The sequence below is a fragment of the Lacinutrix gracilariae genome, assembly GCF_042684485.1.
GTDB classification, from domain to species: domain Bacteria; phylum Bacteroidota; class Bacteroidia; order Flavobacteriales; family Flavobacteriaceae; genus Oceanihabitans; species Oceanihabitans gracilariae.
Genome location: NZ_JBHULM010000011.1, coordinates 1,289,796 through 1,310,234 on the forward strand (window position 1 = coordinate 1,289,796; position 20,439 = coordinate 1,310,234).

13 protein-coding genes are annotated in these 20,439 nt (G+C 31.7%); 7 read left to right on the forward strand and 6 right to left on the reverse strand.

The window, feature by feature from the left end; genetic code table 11:
• Positions 1-10 precede the first annotated feature (10 nt).
• Together ACFSSB_RS12660 and ACFSSB_RS12665 are read left to right on the forward strand one after the other, a co-directional pair.
• On the forward strand, positions 11-949 hold the full coding sequence (locus tag ACFSSB_RS12660) for a M20/M25/M40 family metallo-hydrolase (protein ID WP_379904800.1): 939 nt from the start codon (positions 11-13) through the stop codon (positions 947-949).
• Positions 950-953: 4 nt separating this feature from the next.
• Positions 954-2,723 carry a MutS-related protein gene (locus tag ACFSSB_RS12665; protein WP_379904802.1) on the forward strand — a complete coding sequence of 590 codons (1,770 nt, stop codon included), beginning with the start codon at positions 954-956 and terminating at the stop codon, positions 2,721-2,723.
• A gap of 123 nt (positions 2,724-2,846) precedes the next feature.
• Here the strand turns inward: ACFSSB_RS12665 and ACFSSB_RS12670 are convergent, their stop codons facing one another.
• Positions 2,847-4,943 carry a S46 family peptidase gene (locus ACFSSB_RS12670; RefSeq protein WP_379904804.1) on the reverse strand — a complete coding sequence of 699 codons (2,097 nt, stop codon included), beginning with the start codon at positions 4,941-4,943 and terminating at the stop codon, positions 2,847-2,849.
• A gap of 173 nt (positions 4,944-5,116) precedes the next feature.
• Between ACFSSB_RS12670 and ACFSSB_RS12675 the strand changes: the two genes are divergently transcribed.
• The 3 genes from ACFSSB_RS12675 to ACFSSB_RS12685 all read left to right on the forward strand — a co-directional run bounded on the left by ACFSSB_RS12675 (position 5,117) and on the right by ACFSSB_RS12685 (position 7,774).
• Positions 5,117-6,259, forward strand: coding sequence for a methionine aminotransferase (locus ACFSSB_RS12675; protein WP_379904806.1), 1,143 nt, complete (start codon positions 5,117-5,119; stop codon positions 6,257-6,259).
• A gap of 68 nt (positions 6,260-6,327) precedes the next feature.
• Positions 6,328-6,870 carry a hypothetical protein gene (locus tag ACFSSB_RS12680; RefSeq protein ID WP_379904808.1) on the forward strand — a complete coding sequence of 181 codons (543 nt, stop codon included), beginning with the start codon at positions 6,328-6,330 and terminating at the stop codon, positions 6,868-6,870.
• A gap of 121 nt (positions 6,871-6,991) precedes the next feature.
• On the forward strand, positions 6,992-7,774 hold the full coding sequence (locus ACFSSB_RS12685) for an amidohydrolase (protein WP_379904810.1): 783 nt from the start codon (positions 6,992-6,994) through the stop codon (positions 7,772-7,774).
• On the opposite strand, the gene ACFSSB_RS12690 is transcribed toward ACFSSB_RS12685, so the two are convergent.
• Complete coding sequence (locus tag ACFSSB_RS12690) at positions 7,758-9,377, reverse strand: Ig-like domain-containing protein (RefSeq protein ID WP_379904813.1); 1,620 nt, start codon at positions 9,375-9,377, stop codon at positions 7,758-7,760. The two genes, ACFSSB_RS12685 and ACFSSB_RS12690, sit on opposite strands and share 17 nt — an antisense overlap.
• A gap of 43 nt (positions 9,378-9,420) precedes the next feature.
• The gene (locus tag ACFSSB_RS12695; RefSeq protein WP_379904815.1) at positions 9,421-10,101 is read right to left on the reverse strand and encodes a ComF family protein; all 681 of its coding nucleotides are present in this window, start codon (positions 10,099-10,101) and stop codon (positions 9,421-9,423) included.
• A 130-nt stretch (positions 10,102-10,231) separates the two neighbouring features.
• Between ACFSSB_RS12695 and ACFSSB_RS12700 the strand changes: the two genes are divergently transcribed.
• Together ACFSSB_RS12700 and ACFSSB_RS12705 are read left to right on the forward strand one after the other, a co-directional pair.
• A complete protein-coding gene (locus tag ACFSSB_RS12700) occupies positions 10,232-11,116 on the forward strand; it encodes a hypothetical protein (RefSeq protein ID WP_379904817.1) in 885 nt (294 codons plus the stop codon).
• A 66-nt stretch (positions 11,117-11,182) separates the two neighbouring features.
• The gene (locus ACFSSB_RS12705) at positions 11,183-12,727 is read left to right on the forward strand and encodes a glycine--tRNA ligase (RefSeq protein ID WP_379905685.1); all 1,545 of its coding nucleotides are present in this window, start codon (positions 11,183-11,185) and stop codon (positions 12,725-12,727) included.
• A 190-nt stretch (positions 12,728-12,917) separates the two neighbouring features.
• On the opposite strand, the gene ACFSSB_RS12710 is transcribed toward ACFSSB_RS12705, so the two are convergent.
• The 3 genes from ACFSSB_RS12710 to ACFSSB_RS12720 are packed head-to-tail and all read right to left on the reverse strand — an operon-like array spanning position 12,918 to position 20,376.
• Entirely contained in the window at positions 12,918-14,894 is a 1,977-nt protein-coding gene (locus ACFSSB_RS12710) for a heavy metal translocating P-type ATPase (protein WP_379904819.1), read from the reverse strand.
• 23 nt (positions 14,895-14,917) lie between these two features.
• Positions 14,918-16,060 (reverse strand): efflux RND transporter periplasmic adaptor subunit, encoded by a 1,143-nt coding sequence (locus tag ACFSSB_RS12715; RefSeq protein WP_379904821.1) that lies wholly within the window; start codon positions 16,058-16,060, stop codon positions 14,918-14,920.
• Between the two features lie 2 nt (positions 16,061-16,062).
• Entirely contained in the window at positions 16,063-20,376 is a 4,314-nt protein-coding gene (locus ACFSSB_RS12720) for a CusA/CzcA family heavy metal efflux RND transporter (RefSeq protein ID WP_379904823.1), read from the reverse strand.
• Between the last annotated feature and the right edge of the window lie 63 nt (positions 20,377-20,439).

The following is a 20,439-nucleotide window of genomic DNA, read 5'->3' on the forward strand; positions in this document are numbered from 1 at the left end:
ATTTACGAATATGAATAATAGGTATATTCTTTGTTTGTTTTTAGCACTTGTAACATTTAGCAACTGTAAAAATCAACCAGTAACTTCAAAAGTTACTGTAGAAATAAGTAATCAAAATTGGTTTAATGCAGATTCTCTATTACAGCATGTACAAGTTTTATCTTCCGATGTTTTTGAAGGCAGACGTACAGGGACCGCAGGAGCAGAAAAAGCAAAAACCTATATTATTGAAGCATTGCATCTTTATAACGTAGGTCCACTAGGAGCACATTATGAACAGCATTTTGATTTTAAAAATGGAAATAAAGAATATAAAGGCGTTAATATTCTTGCAGGTATAAAAGGGACTGAATACCCAAAAGAATACATTGTGTTATCTGCGCATTATGATCACGAAGGTATTAAAAATGGTAAAATTTATAATGGTGCAGATGATGATGCTTCAGGGATTTCCGCTTTAATCGCTTTCGCGGAATACTTCCAGAAAAATCCACCAAAACATTCGGTGATTTTGGCGGCTGTTGATGCTGAAGAATTAGGTTTAGTAGGCTCTAAATATTTTGTAGAGAACAGTATTGTTCCTATTAAAAGTATAAAACTAAATATTAATATGGACATGATAAGTAGAAGTGATAAAAACGAGCTTTACGCTGTTGGTTCTTATCATTATAAGCAATTAGATCCTGTAATTAAAAGTGTTGCGCCAACCGGAAATATACAACTTACTATTGGTCATGACGGAAGTGATCATTTAGAAGATTGGACCTATGCTTCAGATCATGCATCTTTTCATGAAAAGCATATTCCTTTTATTTATTTTGGGGTTGAAGATCATGAAGATTACCACCAACCAACAGACGATTTCGAAAATATTCATCCTGATTTTTATAAAAATGCAGTGCATACTATTATGGCTGTTTTTCAAAAATTAGATACCATGCAACTATAAAAAAATGCAAGATTCAAATACCTTTTACAACCAAGAAAAAGAACAACATAAAACAGAAGCTAAACGGTTATTTAAACAACTTACAAGTTTAAGTTTAGCTAGGCTTGTAGTGTTTGTAGCTGTAGCTATTGGTGTATATGTTACTTTTAATAACGCTAAAATTGCAATAGCTATAGCACTTGTAGGTATTGTGGTTTTTGTGTATTTACTATCAAAATATACCGATCTTAAATACCAACATAAGTTAAAAAAAGCGCTTATAGCTATTAATGAAGAAGAACTTAAAATAGCTTCAGGTGATTTTAAAGAAAGAGAAACAGGCCTACAATACCAAAACCCAAACCACACCTTTAGTTTAGATATTGATTTGTTTGGAAAAGGATCTTTTTTTCAATTTATAAATAGAACAGCAACAGAAGAAGGTACCAAAGCTTTAGTAAATGCACTAACTGCTAATAATATTGAAAACATTAATTTGCGCCAAGATGCAATTAAAGAATTGGCCAATAAACCTAAATGGCGACAGCATTTTGAAGCAGTAGCAAGTTTAATTAAAACCGAAACTCCTGCAGTACAAATTATAGAATGGCTGCAAGCGCATAAATCTTTTTTGCCTAAAACCATGCGTATGCTGCCAGTAGCTTTTACAATTGGCTCTGCTATTATTTTGTTTTTGGCAATTTTTGAAGTGCTTTCCTTTTTGTTTTTAGGGTATTGGTTGCTTGTAGGTTTAGGTATTTCTGGAATCTATCTAAAAAAAATAAATATTCTTGCAGCAAATACAGATCAAGTAAAAGATGTTTTTAAGCAGTATGCTTCTTTATTGCAGCAAATAGAAAGCGAGAACTTTAGCACTTCTTTGTTAAAAGAAAAGCAAGCTTATATAGCGCAAGAAGAAAAAAAAGCTTCACTTATTTTTAAACAATTTTCAAAAAATTTAGATGCTTTAGACAATAGAAATAATTTAATTGCTGCCATTTTTGGAAACGGTTTTTTCTTATCCGATTTAAAAAATGCCTATGCTATAGAACAATGGATTGCCCAATATAAAACTACAGTAGCACATTGGTTTGAAGTAGTTTCTTTTTTTGATGCATATAATACTTTTGGTGCTTATGCTTTTAATCATCCAGATTATGTGTTTCCAGAAATTGTAAGTAACAATATTGTTATAGAAGCTAAAGACTTAGGTCATCCGTTACTTGATGCTTCAAAAAGAGTGACAAGTGATTTAACCATAACAGACCAACAGTTTTTTATTGTTACAGGAGCTAATATGGCAGGAAAAAGTACTTTTTTAAGAACCGTTTCACTTCATATTGTTATGGCAAATGTAGGATTGCCTATTTGTGCTTCAACCAGTACATACAATCCTATAAAATTGATTACAAGTATGCGTACTAGCGATTCTCTTACAGATGATAGTTCTTACTTCTTTAGCGAATTAACGCGCTTAAAATTTATTGTAGATGCTTTACAAGACGATAGATACTTTATTATACTAGATGAAATTTTAAAAGGAACAAACTCTACAGACAAAGCTATTGGTTCGCGTAAGTTTGTAGAAAAATTAGTCTCTAAAAATGCAATAGGAATAATAGCAACGCATGATTTAAGTTTGTGTGAAATTGAAAAGGAATTAGAAGAAGTAAAAAACTATTATTTTGATGCAGAAATAATTAATGATGAACTCTTTTTTGATTACAAACTAAAAAAAGGAATTTGCCAAAATATGAATGCTAGTTTCTTATTGAAAAAGATGGAGATTGTTTAAAAAAAAAGCAAGACTTTCTTTGCCTGATTTTATAAAACAGAAGGTAAGAGGAATAAAAAAAAAGCCTCACAAATTTTATAATTTGTGAGGCTTAAATATGTAAAGTGTATACAGATGAACTGTTTACTGCTTGTTTGTTTTAGGATGCACCAATTGCATTTCATCAATTAAGTGAGTTGCTCCTGCATATTTATCTACAATAAATAATACATAACGTAAATCTACCATAATGTTTCGGCAAATTTCAGGATCATAATTCATGTCACTCATGGTTCCTTCCCAAACACGATCAAAGTTAAGTCCAACTAAATTTCCGTGTGCATCAATTGCAGGACTTCCAGAGTTTCCTCCTGTAGTGTGGTTGGTTCCTAAAAAGCAAACAGGTACTTTTCCGTTACTATCTGCATATTGACCATAATCTTTGTTTTTATAAAGTTCTAATAGCTTTTCTGGAACATCAAATTCATAATCTCCAGGAATGTATTTTTCTATAACACCTTCTAAATAACTTACAGGATTGTAATACACAGCGTCTCTAGGAGCGTAACCACGTACTTGACCATACGTTACACGAAGCGTACTGTTTGCATCTGGAAAATAACGAGCTTCTGGTAATGCTTTCATTAAAGCAGTCATATATGTAGTTTGTAAGGCTGTAATTGGCTGGTTTTTTTCTTCAAATTCTTTGTTTATGGTACTGTAGAATTCAGCAATCATTGGTTTTGCATATTGGTATGCTGCATCTTTATTTAACTTTTTAAGTACAGCTTTAGCGTCTCCATCTAAAAGTTTTAAAGCGTTGTCTAGATTGGTAAAAGCAGTTTTATCATAAATAGAAACATCTACATTTTTATTGTAAAAAGGCATCACATTAGCAAAAACACCTTTGTCTACATCTGCATCATAATTTTTATGAATGCCTTTTAAGGTACCTGCTAAACGCGCTTTAGCTTTATCAAAAATTTCCGGATTTGCTTTAATAGCTTCTTCCATTTGGTATGCTCTAAATGTCATTTGCATAAGCTCATTGGTAACCAAAAAGACTTCAATAAAGTTTCTACGTTTAATATTTATAGGAGCAAAGTCACTATATAGTTTATCAAATTCTGGTAAAATATTTCCGTATTTTTCTTCTAATCCTTTTTCTTTTAAAGCTTTGGTAAAAGTAGCTTCAAAAGCACGACGTTTAGCAACAGCATCACTTTTTTCAATTCCTAAGTTTTCACCTATCCATTTTTTCCATGCGTTAGCAATACGTGCTTGTTTTGATGCGTATTTAATTCTTACAGCATCACTTTCTTTCATTTTTGCATCAATTACTTTTAATGCAGCTTCACGAATAGCAATATTTGTTGGGTTAAATTCTTGAGTAATATGTTCTATAGCTACTGCAGGAAGGTATTCATTTGTAGTTCCAGGAAAACCAAATACCATAGTAAAATCACCTTCTTCAACACCATCTAAAGAAACTGGTAAAAAGTGTTTTGGCTTGTAAGGTTTGTTGTCTTTGCTGTATTTTGCAGGTCTGTTGTTAGCATCTGCATAAATACGAAACATAGAGAAATCTCCAGTATGTCTCGGGAAAACCCAGTTGTCTGTATCGCTACCAAATTTACCAATGCTTGTTGGTGGCGCACCAACCAAACGAATATCTTCAAAGCGTTCTGTAACGAATAAAAAATATTGGTTTCCTTTGTAAAAAGCTTTCACTTTTACATCTTGCCAAGCTTCTCTTGGCCAATTTTTCATTAAGCCATTAGCGTTTTTGTCTATAACAGATTGCTTTTCCTTTTCGGTCATGTCATCAGTAACAACCGCAAGAATTTCTTCGGTTATATCTGTAATGCTTACAATAAACTCTACAAATAAACCTTCGTTTGGTAACTCTTCTTCTAAAGACATGGCCCAAAACCCATCTTTTAAATAATCGTTTTCTAAAGAAGAGTGTGATTGTATTTGGCTAAATCCACAGTGATGATTGGTTAAAATTAATCCTTGGTCACTAATAACTTCACTAGTACAACCTCCATTAAAATGACCAATAGCGTCTTTTAAACTAGAGTTGTTTACATCATAAATATCTTGGGCTGTAAGTTTGCTACCAAGATTTGTCATTTCGGTTTCGTTCATACCTTCTAACAGCGAAGGAATCCACATACCACCTTGCTGCGCTGAAACATTCAGCGTTATAAAAAGTAATAAAAATTTAAAAAATTTCATATGTTTTGTTTTTGTTTGAATGCTTTCAAAGATAAAAAACCAAGTACTATTAATTGTTAAAATGGACTAAATTTATAGAGGTTTACTTTTTTTAAATGCTACAAATTTAAATTGCAATAAAGGAATGTGTAGAAAGCGAAGTTAGAAAGCGAAATTGTGTTTATATTTATACTATGCAACATACATCTAAACTACCTCATGTAGGAACTACTATTTTTTCTGTGATGAGTGCTTTGGCAAATAAGCACCAAGCAATTAATTTATCGCAAGGATTTCCAAATTTTAAAAGCGATGCTAAGCTAAAAAGTTTGGTAACTAAAGCCATGGAGTCTGGTTATAACCAATATGCTCCAATGCCAGGAAATATAGATTTAAGAGCGCGTATTGCTAACAAATTTGACTTATTATACAATAGCAGTTACCATCCAGAAACAGAAATAACCATTACAGCAGGAGCAACACAGGCCATTTTTACCATTATTTCTGCCTTTGTAAAACAAGAAGATGAAGTGCTTATTTTCAAGCCAGCTTATGATTGTTATGAACCAGCTATAACTTTACAAGGTGCAAAAACAATAAGCATACAATTAAACGCGCCAAAGTATGCCATAGATTGGAATGCCGTTAAAGCGAAAATTACTAATAAAACGAAGATGATTATTATAAATACACCACAAAATCCTAGTGGAAGTATTTTTAGTAAAACCGATATGTTGCAGCTTCAAGAGCTCACTAAAAATACGAATATTATAGTGTTGAGTGATGAAGTATATGAACATATTATTTTTGATGGTGAAAAGCACCAAAGTGCATGTTTGTTTCCAGATTTAAAAGCTAGAAGTTTTATAACGGCTTCTTTTGGTAAAACTTTTCATAATACAGGTTGGAAAATTGGGTATTGTTGTGCTCCAAAAACGTTGATGACAGAGTTTAGAAAAGTACATCAGTTTAATGTGTTTTCTGTAAACCATCCAATGCAAAAAGCCTTGGCAGATTACTTGCAAGAACCAAGTCATTATTTAGAGATTTCTCAATTTTACCAAGAAAAAAGAGACCTGTTTTTGAGCTTAATTACAAATTCTAGATTTACATTTAATAAAGCTAAAGGAACCTATTTTCAAGTTTTAGATTTTTCTAAAATAACGCAAGAGAATGATGTAGATTTTGCTAAAAGATTAACTATAGAAAATAGATTAGCATCTATACCATTATCTGTATTTAACGATAATAATAAAGACGATAAGGTATTGCGTTTCTGCTTTGCAAAAACCAATGATACTTTAAAGAAGGCTGCAGAAATTATAAATAAAATATAAGTTGGCTATAAGTAGTTTGGCAATATATTTGTAATTTCTAATGGAAATAAACATACAAAATAAAAACAATGAAAAAACTAATTGCATTAGCATTCCTTTTTACTGTAAACCTTACCATTTATGCGCAAGACCAAGAGGGTGAAAAGCCTTATGTTGTAAAAAACGATAAAATTTATCAAGGAGATACAGAGGTGACAGAAACACTAAGTCTAGAAAAACGCAATGAAATTTTTACTGCTTATGCAGCAGAGGCAAAGTTATTAGAAGAAAAAAAACAAGCCGAAATAGCAAAAGAAAAAGAGATAGCAAAGGCAGAAAAGGAAAAAGAAAAAGCGCTTAAAGCAAAGCAAAAGGAAGAAGAGGCTCGTGAAAAAGCTTTAAAAAAGAGTGAAAAAGAACGAAAAAAAGCAGAGAAGGCTCTAAAGAAAAAAGAGAAAGCGCAAAAATCTTTTGATAAGGCAAATGGTAAATTAGAAAGCGCTCAAGAAAAATACGAAAAGCTTAAAAAGAAAGGAAAACTGTCTCCTTTAGATGAAGAGAAATGGCATAAAAAAATAGAAGGATATAAAGAAGATATAGATAAAGCCGAGAAAAAACTAAGAAAAGCATAGTTTCTTATTACGTACTATATGATTAAAAGATCCAGAAGCAAAAATATTTGTTTCTGGATTTTTTTTGTTTTCATGTTTTAAATTCTTGTTTTTTTTAACTAAAATCCTGTACTTTTAAAGTATGCAAGAAAAATTAAAAATAGCAGTTGTTCAGTCTGATTTAGTTTGGGAAAACCCAAAAGAAAACAGATTGCTTTTCACGCAAAAAATAAATGCAATAACAGAAGCAGTAGATCTTATTTTGCTTCCAGAAATGTTTACAACCGGATTTACCATGAATGCTTCTGCACTTGCAGAAACCATGCAAGGAGAATCTGTACAATGGATACTTGAAATGGCTAAAAAAAGCAATGCAGCTATAGTAGGTAGTCTTATTATTACAGAAAACAACGTGTATTATAACCGACTTTTATTTGTGCATCCTGAAGGTAAAATAGATGTTTATGATAAGCGACATACCTTCACGCTTGCAGGAGAAGATAAAGTGTATCAAGCAGGAAATAAAAAAGTACTTGTAAGCTATAAAGGCTGGAAAATTTGTCCGCTTGTTTGTTATGATTTGCGTTTTCCTGTTTGGGCAAGAAATACAGAAGAATATGATTTGTTGTTGTATGTTGCCAATTGGCCAAAACTAAGAATTACAGCTTGGGATGCCTTACTAAAAGCACGTGCTATAGAAAACATGACTTATTGTATAGGTGTTAACAGAGTTGGTTTAGATGTTAATAACTACGAGTACTCTGGAAGTTCTGCTGTCTATGACGTTTTAGGCGAAAAAATAAGTACTATAGCCTTAGGTAAAGAGCAAACCCAAATAGTTACACTTGATAAAAAGCATATAAAAAAATATCGTGAGCGCTTACAGTTTTTAGGTGATGCTGATGCGTTTAATCTAAAAGTGTAAAATCTATAATAGGATCCCAATTAGCACGAACTTCAATAGCTTCTTTAAAATGGCTAATACGTTCTGGTTGTAGCTTTTTTAAATAGTTTCCAGGATCATACTTCTTGTTTTTATTAGCATCAAAAATTACGCGTAAAAAATATTTAGAAGGATCAAGGTGTCTAAAATCTATAGGTTCTGGTTTGGTGCTATATAATTCTGCTTTTAACTCGCCATTAGCATCTGTTAATTGCGCAATTATTGGGTATTTAGCATTGTATAACGTTACTCTTATATTACCATAATCGGCAAAGCTTTTGGTGCTTAAAGTATATTTTAGTGTATCGTTTTTATTATCAAAAAAATCGGTAAACGCTTCAGGTAAAACTTGAACATAATATTTATTGTTTTCGGTTTTATCAAAAGAAAAAGAATACTTGTTGTTAAGTGTGTCTAGTGTAGTCTTGTATGCTACGTTTACAGAATCTTTATCTAAAATAGTTAGCTTTTCTTTATCAAATTTTGAAAACGGAATATTTGCAGTTATTTTAAAATCGTCTTTAAAATTTAAAGTTCCTTTGGTGGCTTCAATTTTTAAAGAATCTCTAGGTTGGTCACTTATTTTAACTGTAAAGTCCTCACTATATGTATGGTTTTTAACTGTAAAAAGTAAAGAGTCTGTATCTTTTAATCTTGGTTTATACCAATAGTTTAAAGAGTCTGTTATAGCATCTTTTGTAATGATAAATTTAAAATTATCTGGTACTACAGAGCTTGTGGTAATTGTTGTGTTTTTATAATCTCCTTGGTAACCAAAGGCAATTTTTTCTCCAGCAACTAAACGAGGTCTAATAATACTAAAATTGGTTTCTTCTTTAAATAATTTTAAAGAGAAAGTGCTATCTGTAGGTACTGTAATGTAGTTTTTATAAAAACCTATTTTGTCTGTTTTTTGCTGAAATTTATTATCTTCATTAGCATCTTTTAAAGCTACAAGCATGTATTTACCAGCTTTAATATTATCAATGCTAAAAGTTGTGGTACTATCTAAGGTATTGGTAACGTATTTTGGTAATTTATTGTAAACTATAGAATCTTTAAATGTAGAGTCTACTTCATATAAACGTACAGATACAAAATCTTCTGGTTTACGTAAAACAGCATCTGTAATATCTCCTTTAACAGATAGTGAATCTATATAACTTCCGGTAGAAAAAATAAACTTGTAATACGAGTATGGGTTTTCTTCATTATTATCTACAATACTGTTACCAAAGTTAAAAGCATAGGTAGTGTTTTCAGATAAGGTATCGTTAATTTTAATAGTAATATACTTACTAGCAGTACCAAGCGGAGTTACTTCTGGAGCAGGATCCATTGGTGGCGAAATAATAAGCTGTTTGCTAAGGTTTTTAATTTTTACATACTCATCAAAATAGATTTTAATTTCCTTGCCATTAAAATTAGTTGTATAATTTTTTGGTGTGGATTTAACAATTTTAGGAGGTGTTATGTCTTTTGGTCCACCACTAGGATTTCCTCTATTAGCACAGCTAATTATAATTAAGCCTAGAGTAAGTATAAAAAATAAATTAGATAATTTATTACGCATTATTAATTTCATGATTTTGTACAAAGTAACAACATATTTATCATTAACAAAACACTCAATGTACTATTGCCATAGTAGCAATACTAATTTTAACATTTTTAGCTTTATTTAATACTTGAATACAAGACTCTAAAGTTGCTCCTGTAGTAATAATATCATCTACTATTAAAATATGTTTGTTTTCTATTGATGCGGCATTTTCTAAAGTAAAAAGCTCATAGTTAGATTGCCATCTAGCAAATCTTTTCTTGGTTACTTGAGAGGTGGTATTTGTAATTTTAATTAAAGAAGAGTCGTTATAATCTGCTTGTAACGCTTTGGCAATTTCTTGACCAAATTTAGCAACCTGATTATAACCTCGTTTTTTGTACTTCTTTTTGTGTAAAGGCACAGGAACAACAATATCTATTTCTTGGTAAGTAGGTAGTTCTTTTAACTCGTTACCTAACCATTGTCCTAAAAAAACACCAATTTCTTCATAACCTCTATATTTTAAATTATGAATAAGTTGCTGTACAATGCTTTTCTTTTCAAAACGAAGTAAAGCAGTTGCCTGTTCTACCTTTGCGCGACCATAAAATACCTTAGCAACAGCTTGGTTAGCATTAAGATGATAATTAGTAACAGGCAAGTTATGTCTGCAAGAAGTACAAACATAACATTCAGAATCCTGCAAGTGCACATAACATGCATAGCATACCTTAGGAAAAAATAAATCTATAATAGAACGAAACATGATACTAAACTTACAAAATTTAATGCGAAAAGTTTAATGGTATTGCTTTAACAATTATTTCTTATCGTTTAACGATTAAAATATTTTAAATCAAACAAAATATATAGTTTCGTGCCGTAAAATAAATAATATGTTGGTTTTCCCTCAAAATTTTAACTACAAATTAATTATTGGTACACTAGTAATTGTAATTACTGTTTTAGGAGCTTATAGCATTTCCTATTTTAATTCATCTAAAAATCAAGAGGAATTTTTAGAGCAAGAAAAAAAGCTTGTTCAAAATGAATTAAAAGAAATGATTTCGCTATATGAAGATGTTTCTGTAGAAAACCAAGTGGTTAAAACAAGGTTAGAAACTTCTAAAACAAAAGTAGAAAGCATTTTAAATGTAGTAAAAAATGCAAAAACCGATGTGTCACTAATTAATAAATATAAAAGTCAAATACATACTCTTAAAAACGAAAGAGAAGGTGTTTTTGATCATATAGACTCGCTTGTTAGAAATAATAATATCTTACAATCTCAGGTAGATTCTGTGTCGCAACAATCTGAAACTCAAAAATTAGAAATAGATAGTTTAGTTTTAAAAAACCAAAAACTATATAAAATAATTAATGAGGTTGGTAAACTTAAGGCAAACCAAATAACGGTTTCAGCATTAAATACTTCGTCATCATTACGATTTTTTGAAACCAACAAGGCAAGTGAAGCAGATTATTTTGAGGTTTGTACTACCTTAGAGAGTAATATGTATACTAATAAAGGAAGCAAAAATATTTATGTTCAAATTGTAGATGCTAATGATAAAATAGTATCAGAAAGAGGAATTCTTAAATTTCAAGGAAAACATATAGGATACAGCGGGAAAACAACCATTAAAAACATAGCTGATAAAACAACAGCATGCCTTAAAATAAGTGTGAAAAACAAAGAAAGGTTAGAAGCAGGAAGCTATTCTGTTAACATATTTGAAAACGCAACATTTTTAGGAAACACATCTATTGCATTAAATTAAAAAAATAACACATAATTTTTTAAAAACCATTCCATTAATATGGAGTGGTTTTTTACTTTTGCATCTATGGCAAATCAAGACGAACAATTTAAAAAAGTAATCTCTCACGCAAAGGAGTATGGTTACGTATTCCAGAGTAGTGAAATATACGATGGTTTGAGTGCAGTTTATGACTATGCTCAAAATGGAGCAGAACTTAAAAAGAACATTCGTGACTATTGGTGGAAAGCCATGGTGCAAATGCATGACAATATTGTAGGTATAGATGCAGCAATATTTATGCATCCTACCACCTGGAAAGCTTCTGGGCATGTAGATGCTTTTAGTGATCCATTAATAGATAACAAAGATTCTAAAAAAAGATATCGCGCAGATGTTTTAGTAGAAGACTATTGTGCTAAAATAGAAACCAAGATAGAAAAGGAAGTAAAAAAAGCGCAAAAACGCTTTGGGGAATCCTTTAATAAAGAAGAGTTTTTAGCAACTAACGGAAGAGTATTAGGATATCAAGAAAAAATTGATACCATATTAAAACGCTTAGGAAAATCTTTAGAAGCAGAAGATTTAGCAGATGTTAAAGCACTAATTGAAGAGCTAGAAATAGCTTGTCCTTTAAGTGGTTCAAGAAATTGGACAGACGTAAAGCAGTTCAATCTAATGTTTGGTACTAAACTTGGTGCTTCAGCAGAAACTGCAATGGATTTATACTTGCGTCCAGAAACTGCACAAGGTATTTTTGTAAACTTCTTGAACGTACAAAAAACAGGAAGAATGAAAATTCCTTTTGGTATTGCACAAACAGGAAAAGCATTTAGAAATGAAATTGTTGCAAGACAGTTTATTTTTAGAATGCGTGAGTTTGAACAAATGGAAATGCAATTTTTCATTAAGCCGGGAACACAAAAAGAATGGTTTGAAAAATGGAAAGAAACCAGATTAAAATGGCATCTTTCTTTAGGAATGGGAGAAGATAACTACCGTTTTCACGACCACGAAAAACTAGCGCATTACGCAGATGCAGCAACAGATATTGAATTTAAATTTCCTTTCGGATTTAAAGAATTAGAAGGAATACACTCTCGTACAGATTTTGATTTAAAACAACACGAAGAGTTTTCTGGTAAGAAGCTTCAATATTTTGATCATGAAGATAACAAAAGCTACACACCTTATGTTTTAGAAACCTCTATTGGTTTAGACAGAATGTTTTTAGCTGTATTCTCAAACTCTTTAGTAGAAGAAAAATTAGAGAATAACACCACAAGAACCGTTTTAAAATTACCAGCAGTTTTAGCTCCAGTAAAAGCAGCTATTTTTCCTTTAGTGAAAAAAGATGGTTTACCAGAAGTAGCAAAACAAATTGTAGAAGATTTAAAATGGGATTTCAATGTGTTTTATGACGAAAAAGATGCTGTAGGAAAACGTTACAGACGTCAAGATGCAAACGGAACACCATTTTGTATTACTGTAGATCACGAAACCTTAGAGAACAATACTGTTACTATAAGACACAGAGATACTATGGAACAAAAACGTGTAAAGATTGAAGATTTAAAAGATTTAATAAAAACAGAGGTTGATGTGAAACATTGGCTAATGAAAATGAAATAATAAATCTCTGCAAAAAGCAGAAATCAAAAACAGTAAAAGCCCAAGTTTTAAACTTGGGCTTTTTTATTATATATTAAAATAAACCTCTAATTAAAAGTAGTACAATCTAATAACAGAATAGATATAACTTAAATGCTAGCTGTTGTAATGTTTTTGCTAAAAACGCCAAATATGTAACTATTAAAGTGGTTTATATGTGTTTTTTGTAACCTAGCAATCGTAAAGCGTTTAACACCACTACCACTGTAGAACCTTCATGAAATAAAACTGCTAAACCAATATTGGTAAGTCCTAAAATAGTAACAGGAACCAATACAATAACAACACCTAAACTTATAAAGATGTTTTCTTTTATAATGCGTTTAGATGCTCTACTTAAACCTATAACAAAAGGAAGGTTTTCAATTTTATCAGACATTAGTGCCACATCTGCAGTTTCTAAAGCAACATCGCTTCCTGCTGCTCCCATAGCAACACTAACAGTGCTTAATGCCATAGCAGGTGCATCATTTACACCATCACCAACCATTGCTATTTTTCCGTCTGTAGCTAATAAGTTTTTAATAGCTGCTACTTTATCTTCTGGTAATAAGTTTCCTCTTGCTTCTGTTAAACCAATTTGTTTTGCAATGGCATCTCCAACATTTTGATGATCTCCAGTAAGCATAGTCATACGTTTTATACCAATAGCTTTTAGTTGTTTAAGTGTGTTTGCAGCTGTTTTTCTTGGTACATCCATAACGCTAATTATACCAATAATTTCATTATTAAAAGCTACTAACATTACAGTATGTCCGTTTTGCAAAAGGCTGCTCATTTTTGAAGTTACAGTATCTGTAATAGTCATGCCTTCATCTTGCATTAGTTTTAAGTTGCCAATACATACTTTTTCATGGTTATACATAGCAGTAACCCCTTTACCTTGTATGGCTTCCATGGAGTTAGCATGGTTTTTAAAATGTATAGCATGCAAAGTTTCAATGTCTTTAGCAATTGCTTTTGCTAAAGGATGGTTGCTTAAACTTTCTACCTCTAAAACAATTTGTAAAAGGTCTTCTTTATTAAAATTATGTAAAGGGATTACATTGGTAAGTTTTGGTTTTCCTTCGGTTAAGGTTCCTGTTTTATCAAATGCAATTGTGCTAATGCTTCCTAAGTCTTCTAGCGCTTTACCTCCTTTAATTAAAACCCCTTTTTGTGCAGCTCTTGCAATACCGCTAAGAACAGCACTTGGTGTAGAAATTGCTAAAGCACAAGGACTAGCAGCAACCAAAACGGTTATTGCTCTGTATAAACTTTCATTAAAAGTTTCGTCTATGACTAAGTAGGCAAAACATAAAAGTACCACAACAATAATAACTATAGGTACATACCATTTTTCAAACTTTTTGGTTAAACGTTGTGTTGGTGATTTTTGCGTTTCGGCTTCACTCACCATTTTAATTAATCGTGCTACTGTAGAATCATGACTCTGTTTTAATACGTGCACTTCAATAGTGCTATCTCCATTTATACTTCCTGTAAAAGCAATATGTTTTTTGTCTATATGTTTAAAATCTGGTAGTTTATCTGTTGTTGCAATGGCTGTTTTATCTACAGGCATGCTTTCTCCAGTAATTGGCGCTTGATTAATGCTGCTGTTTCCAGAAATTATTACACCATCTGCAGCTATTTTAGTGTTTGGTTTAACTACAATAATATCTCCTATTTTTAAGTTTTCAATAGGTGTTTCTGTTAAATGGTTGTTTTTTTTAACTATGGCTGTTTTTGGTGATAAATCACTTAAGGCTTCAATAGATTTTTTTGCTTTATTCATGGCGTAATGCTCTAAAGCATGCCCTAAACTAAATAAAAATAGAAGTAAAGATCCTTCTGCCCAACTACCAATATAAGCAGCTCCTATGGCTGCAGCAATCATTAAAAAATCAATATCAAAACCTCCTTTTTTTATTTTTTGAAAGGCTTCAATAGAAATAAAATAACCTCCAAAAAAATAAGAGATAATATAGCTTAATAAGTTTAGCCAACTTGGCGCATTAGTGAGTTTTTCAATAACAAAACCAAGTACTAAAAAAACACCACACAGTATGGCAAAATAGAGTTCTGTTTTTTTTCCAAAAATCATATTATGACCATGGTCGTGCGAATGGCTAGTGTGGTTGTTCATTTAGTTTTTAAAAAATGGTGGAGTTATTGGCTATCTTCTTCGCTGTTATTTAATAACATAGTGGTGCCTTTAACTACAATTTGTTTTTCTTTTAAAGCTTCTGTGTTTATAATTTCTATGTTGGTTTCGGTTTTTTTTCCTGTGACTAATTTAACCTTTTCAAAATAAAAATCAGTAGCATTTTCTTCCTTTAAAGTTAATACAAATAAATTGTTTTCATTTTCAATTATAGCTTCATTTGGTAAGCCTAGTGCTTTTTTGCTATCTACAATAATATCTGCATCAACAAACATACCTACTATAAAATTTTCCTTTTCATTATCTACGTGTGCATGTACTTTTATACGTCTGGTTTGCTCATCAATGGTGGTGCCAACTAAATGTACTTCTGCTTCGTAAGTTTTGTTAGAAGTTTCCGGTATTTTGAATAGTATTTTTTGCCCTTTTTTAATTTTTAGAATGTCTTTTTCAAAAACCGATAGTTCTAAATGAATGTGATCAATATCTACAATTTCTAAAATGACATCACTTGGCGCTACATAGGTTCCGTTACTCACGTTTACCTTGGTGATATTTCCGCTAATTGGTGCGTATAAATTTATAGTTGAAGAGATTTGTCCTTGCTCTACCTTAGTTGGGTTTAGGTGCATCATTTGTAGTTTTTTGCGTAAACCGTTGTAATGTGCTAAGTTGCTTTTGTATGCACTCTCTGCTTTTAAGTAATTCTTCTCAGAAGTGATTTTTTCATCAAACAAGGTTTTTTGTCTGTTGAATTCTGATTTTAGGTAATTTAATTGCTCTGCAACTTCTAGGTAGTTTTGTTGTATTTCTACAAATTCTGTGTTTTCTAAGGTAACTAAAAGCTGTCCTTTTTTTACAGTATCACCAATTAGTAAAGGGGTTTTTGTAATATAACCACCAATAAAAGTAGTAACGCTAGATTTGTTGCGTGGTGGCACGTCTATCATTCCGTTTACTTTTACGGTTTCATTAAAATTGTATTCTGCTAAGGCTCCTAAAGCCATTTTTTCGCCTTCAAATTGTGCTTTAGTTAGCCTAATTTCATTCTTGTTTGTTTCTGTTTCAGGAATGGTAGTTTCTTTTTTTTCTGAATTTCCGCAGGCTACTAAAACCATTGAAAATAATAAGATATATAGATATTTCATTGTTATAAAATTAAGTGATTGATGTGGATAACGGTTTGGTTATAATTATTTAATTGCTCTAGGTAGTTCAGCTGAATGTCTTTAGCTGTTTCTATACTTTGTATGAATTGAAAGAAATCAATTTCGCCTTCTTTGAAGGTTCTATTGGCTGTTTTTATAATTTCTTCAGAAAGTGTTTTTCCTTGCGTTTCATAATAATTAATAGCTTCTTCATACTGCTGTAATTTAGCTAATAAAGATTGTCGTTCTGCGTGTAACTGTGTTTTGTAATTTTGCTTTTGTTCTAAAACAACTTCTTGTGCAATTTTAGCTGCTTTAATTTTAGAACGCTGTCCGCCAAACAAAATGGGTATTTTAAGACCTAGTTGGTAACCTGTTAAATGCTTGTTTAAGTCATTATTAGTTCCTTGAAAATAGCTTGCATTAATATCTGGAAGCAGGTTTTGTTTTTCTAAAGTAGTTTGTGCTTTTTGATAATTAATAGAAGCATCAAACAAGGAAAGACCTACATTTTGATTTGCTGATATATTTTCTAGCTCTAGTTTTTTAAGAAAAGTATCTGCAATAGAAATAGAATCTATTTGAACCACTTTTTTTAGTTGCTCTTTGGCTAAGGTTACCTCTTGAAGTGACTGTTTGTAAAGGGTTTCTAGTTGTTTTTGTTTAGAACGCGCAGTAATCATTTCTAGGTAGTTTGTTTCGCCTAACTCAAACCTACGTGCTGCCTTTACCGCAAAATTTTGATACAAGCTGTCTAAGTATTTATAGTTTTTAGCTTTGTTTTTTGCGTAGCTTAATTGGTAGTAATTAGCGTACACTAACTTTTTAATTTGTTGTAATTGTACATTATAAGTTGCTTTTTGAATTTCTACTTTAGATAGGTTTCGTTTTTTTTCGGCAAAATAAACCGTAGGAAACTTAAAGCTTTGCGAGACACCAAAAACCTTTAAAGGTTTGTTATTTGTAGCTAAATTACTTTCGTCATAATTATAATACACATTTGTTTTATCAAAACTAAAAGCCGAATTAACACTAGCATTTTCTTGATTTGTTTTTAAGGTTTCAGCTTTTAAGCTTGCATTATTCTCTATGGCTAATGCTAAAGTTTGCTCCATGCTTAAAGGATTGTTTTGTGCTTGTATTTGAAAGCTTGCTAGCAAAACAATTACAGTTACTATACTTTTTTTATGCATTTTAAGTTCTTTTTTCTCTTCAAACCAAGCGTATAAAATAGGTAAAACCACTAAGGTTAATAAGGTTGCAGTTACCAAACCACCAATAACAACTGTTGCTAATGGACGTTGTACTTCTGCTCCTGCATTTGTAGAAACTGCCATAGGTAAAAATCCTAAAGCTGCTGCTGCAGCGGTTAGCAATACAGGACGTAAACGTTCACTAGTTCCTTTTTTAATACGCTCATTAATATCTGTAATACCTCGTTCTTTTAGTTCTTTAAAATGCTCAATAAGCACAATACCATTAAGTACAGCAATACCAAAAAGAGCAATAAAACCAACACCTGCAGATATGCTAAAAGGTAAGCCTCTAAACCAAAGTAATAATACACCACCAACAGCAGAAAGCGGAATGGCAGAGTACACAATAAGTGCTTCTTTTACCGAGTGAAAGGCAAAATAAAGTAATACGAATATGAGTAATAAAGCAACAGGAACAGCTACTAACAGTCTGTCTTTAGCACTTTGTAAATTTTCAAATTGTCCACCATAAGTAATGCTATATCCAGGAGGTAAATTCAGTTTGCTTTCTAGTATGTTTTGTATGTCGTTTACTACAGATTGTAAATCTCTATTTCTTACGTTTATACCTGCTACAATACGTCTTTTGGTATCATCACGAGATATTTGTGCAGGACCATTGGTGTATTTTATTTCTGCCAATTCGCTAAGCGGAATTTTGTTTCCGTTAGGTGTATCTACAAATAAATTTTGCAGGCTTTCTAGGTTTTTTCTGCTGTTTTGTTGCAGTCTAAGTACAAGATCGAAGCGTTTTTCGCCTTCAAAAACATTTCCTACTGTAGCGCCAGCAAATCCCATAGAAATTATATGGTTTATTTCTTGAATGTTAAGTCCGTAACGTGCAATTTTACTTCTATTAAAGGTAACACTCATTTGTGGCAAACCTTCAACTTTTTCTACCGAAATATCTGCAGCACCTTCAACGTTTTTAATAAGGTTTTTTATTTGGGCTGCTTTTGTAGCTAAAATATTTAAGTCTTCGCCAAAAATTTTAACAGCAACATCTGCTCTTACACCTGTAACTAGCTCGTTAAATCGCATTTCAATAGGTTGTGTAAACTCTACTTCCATACCAGGAATAACCTTTAAGGCTTCTTTAAATTTATCTGCTAGTTCATCTTTGCTTTTTGCAGAGGTCCATTGTTTTTTAGGTATTAGTTTTATAATAACATCACTTTCTTCCATAGACATTGGATCTGTTGGTACTTCTGCTGCACCAATACGAGTAACTACTTGATCTACTTCAGGAAAATTATCTAATAATATTTGTTCTATTCTAGTGGTTATTTCTATGGTTTTACCAAGAGATGTTCCTGTTTTTAAAACAGGTTGAATAACAAAATCACCTTCGTCTAAAGTAGGTACAAATTCGCCTCCCATTTTGCTAAAAATCCAAATGCTAGAGCTTAGTAATACTACAGAAAGCACAATTACTATTTTTTTGTGGTTTAAAGCCCAGTTTATAATAGGTTGGTAGCCTTTATTTAAAAACAGCATAAGTCTTACCGAAATGTTTTTAGCAGACTGTTTATTAGGTTTTAAAAATAGAGAGGAAACCACAGGAACGTAGGTTAGGCATAAAATCATGGCTCCTATTAATGCAAAGCTAAAGGTCATAGCCATTGGTCTAAACATTTTACCTTCAATACCACTTAAAGATAAAATAGGAATAAATACAATTAAGATGATTAATTGACCAAAAACGGCAGAATTCATCATCTTTGAAGCACTTTGTAGTGTTATTTGGTCTATTTCGGCTTGTTTTTGGCTTTTGCTAATTTCGGCTAAATGTTTGGTTTTAGACATGATTTGAAAAGCAATAAACTCGACAATAATAACAGCTCCATCGATAATAATACCAAAATCAATAGCACCTAAACTCATTAAATTGGCATCTACACCAAAGTAGTTCATTAGTATAATAGCAAACAATAAACTTAACGGAATTACAGAAGCTACTACCAATCCAGATCGCCAGTTACCAAGGAGTAAAACCACGACAAAAATGACGATTAAAGATCCTAAAATTAAGTTTTCTGCTACAGTAAAAGTGGTTTTGTTAATGAGTTCACTACGTTCTAAAAACCCATTGATATAAACCCCTTCTGGCAGTGTGTTTTGTATAGAGGCAACACGTTCTTTAACAGTATCAATTACTTCTTTAGAGTTTCCGTCTTTAAGCATCATGATTTGTCCTAATACTTTTTCGCCTTCTCCATTTCCGGTTATGGCACCAAATCGTGTTGCGCTACCAAAGCCTACGTTGGCAACATCTTTAATGTAAATTGGTGTGCCATCATTTTTAACAACAATGTTTTCAATGTCTTGTAAGGAATTAACTAGTCCTTCACCACGAATAAAAAATGCTTTGTTGTTTTTTTCAATATAACCACCACCAGATACACTGTTGTTTTTTTCTAAAGCGTCATAAATTTCAGTAATAGAAATATGCATTGCTGTTAGCTTGTTTGGGTTGATGGCCACTTCATATTGTTTTAAAAATCCTCCCCAAGTATTGATTTCTACAACACCAGGAATTCCTGATAATTGACGTTTCACAATCCAATCTTGAATGGTACGCAAATCGGTTGTGCTATATTGGTCTTCATAACCGGGTTTTACGTCTAATATATATTGATAAATTTCACCCAAACCTGTTGTTATAGGTCCCATTTCTGGAGCACCAAAACCATCTGGTATTTGCTCTGAAGCAGATTTAATTTTTTCTGCAATAAGTTGACGAGGTAAATAGGTGCCTAAATCATCATTAAATACAATGGTAACCACTGATAATCCGAATTTTGAAACCGATCTAATTTCTTCAACTCCTGGTAAATTGGCCATTTCTAGCTCTACAGGATAGGTAATAAACTGCTCTACATCTTGTGTAGATAGGTTTCTTGAAGTTGTAATAACTTGTACTTGATTGTTGGTGATATCTGGAACAGCACCAATTGGTATTTGCGATAATGAGAAAATACCAAAGCCTAAAATAAAGGCTGTAAATAGAAAAACTATTAGCTTATTGTTTAAGCTAAATTTGATAATGTTTGTTAACATAATTCATATTAATTTAAGAAATAATAAAAGCCTGTTTTATAGAACAGGATTAAAATTTAAAAT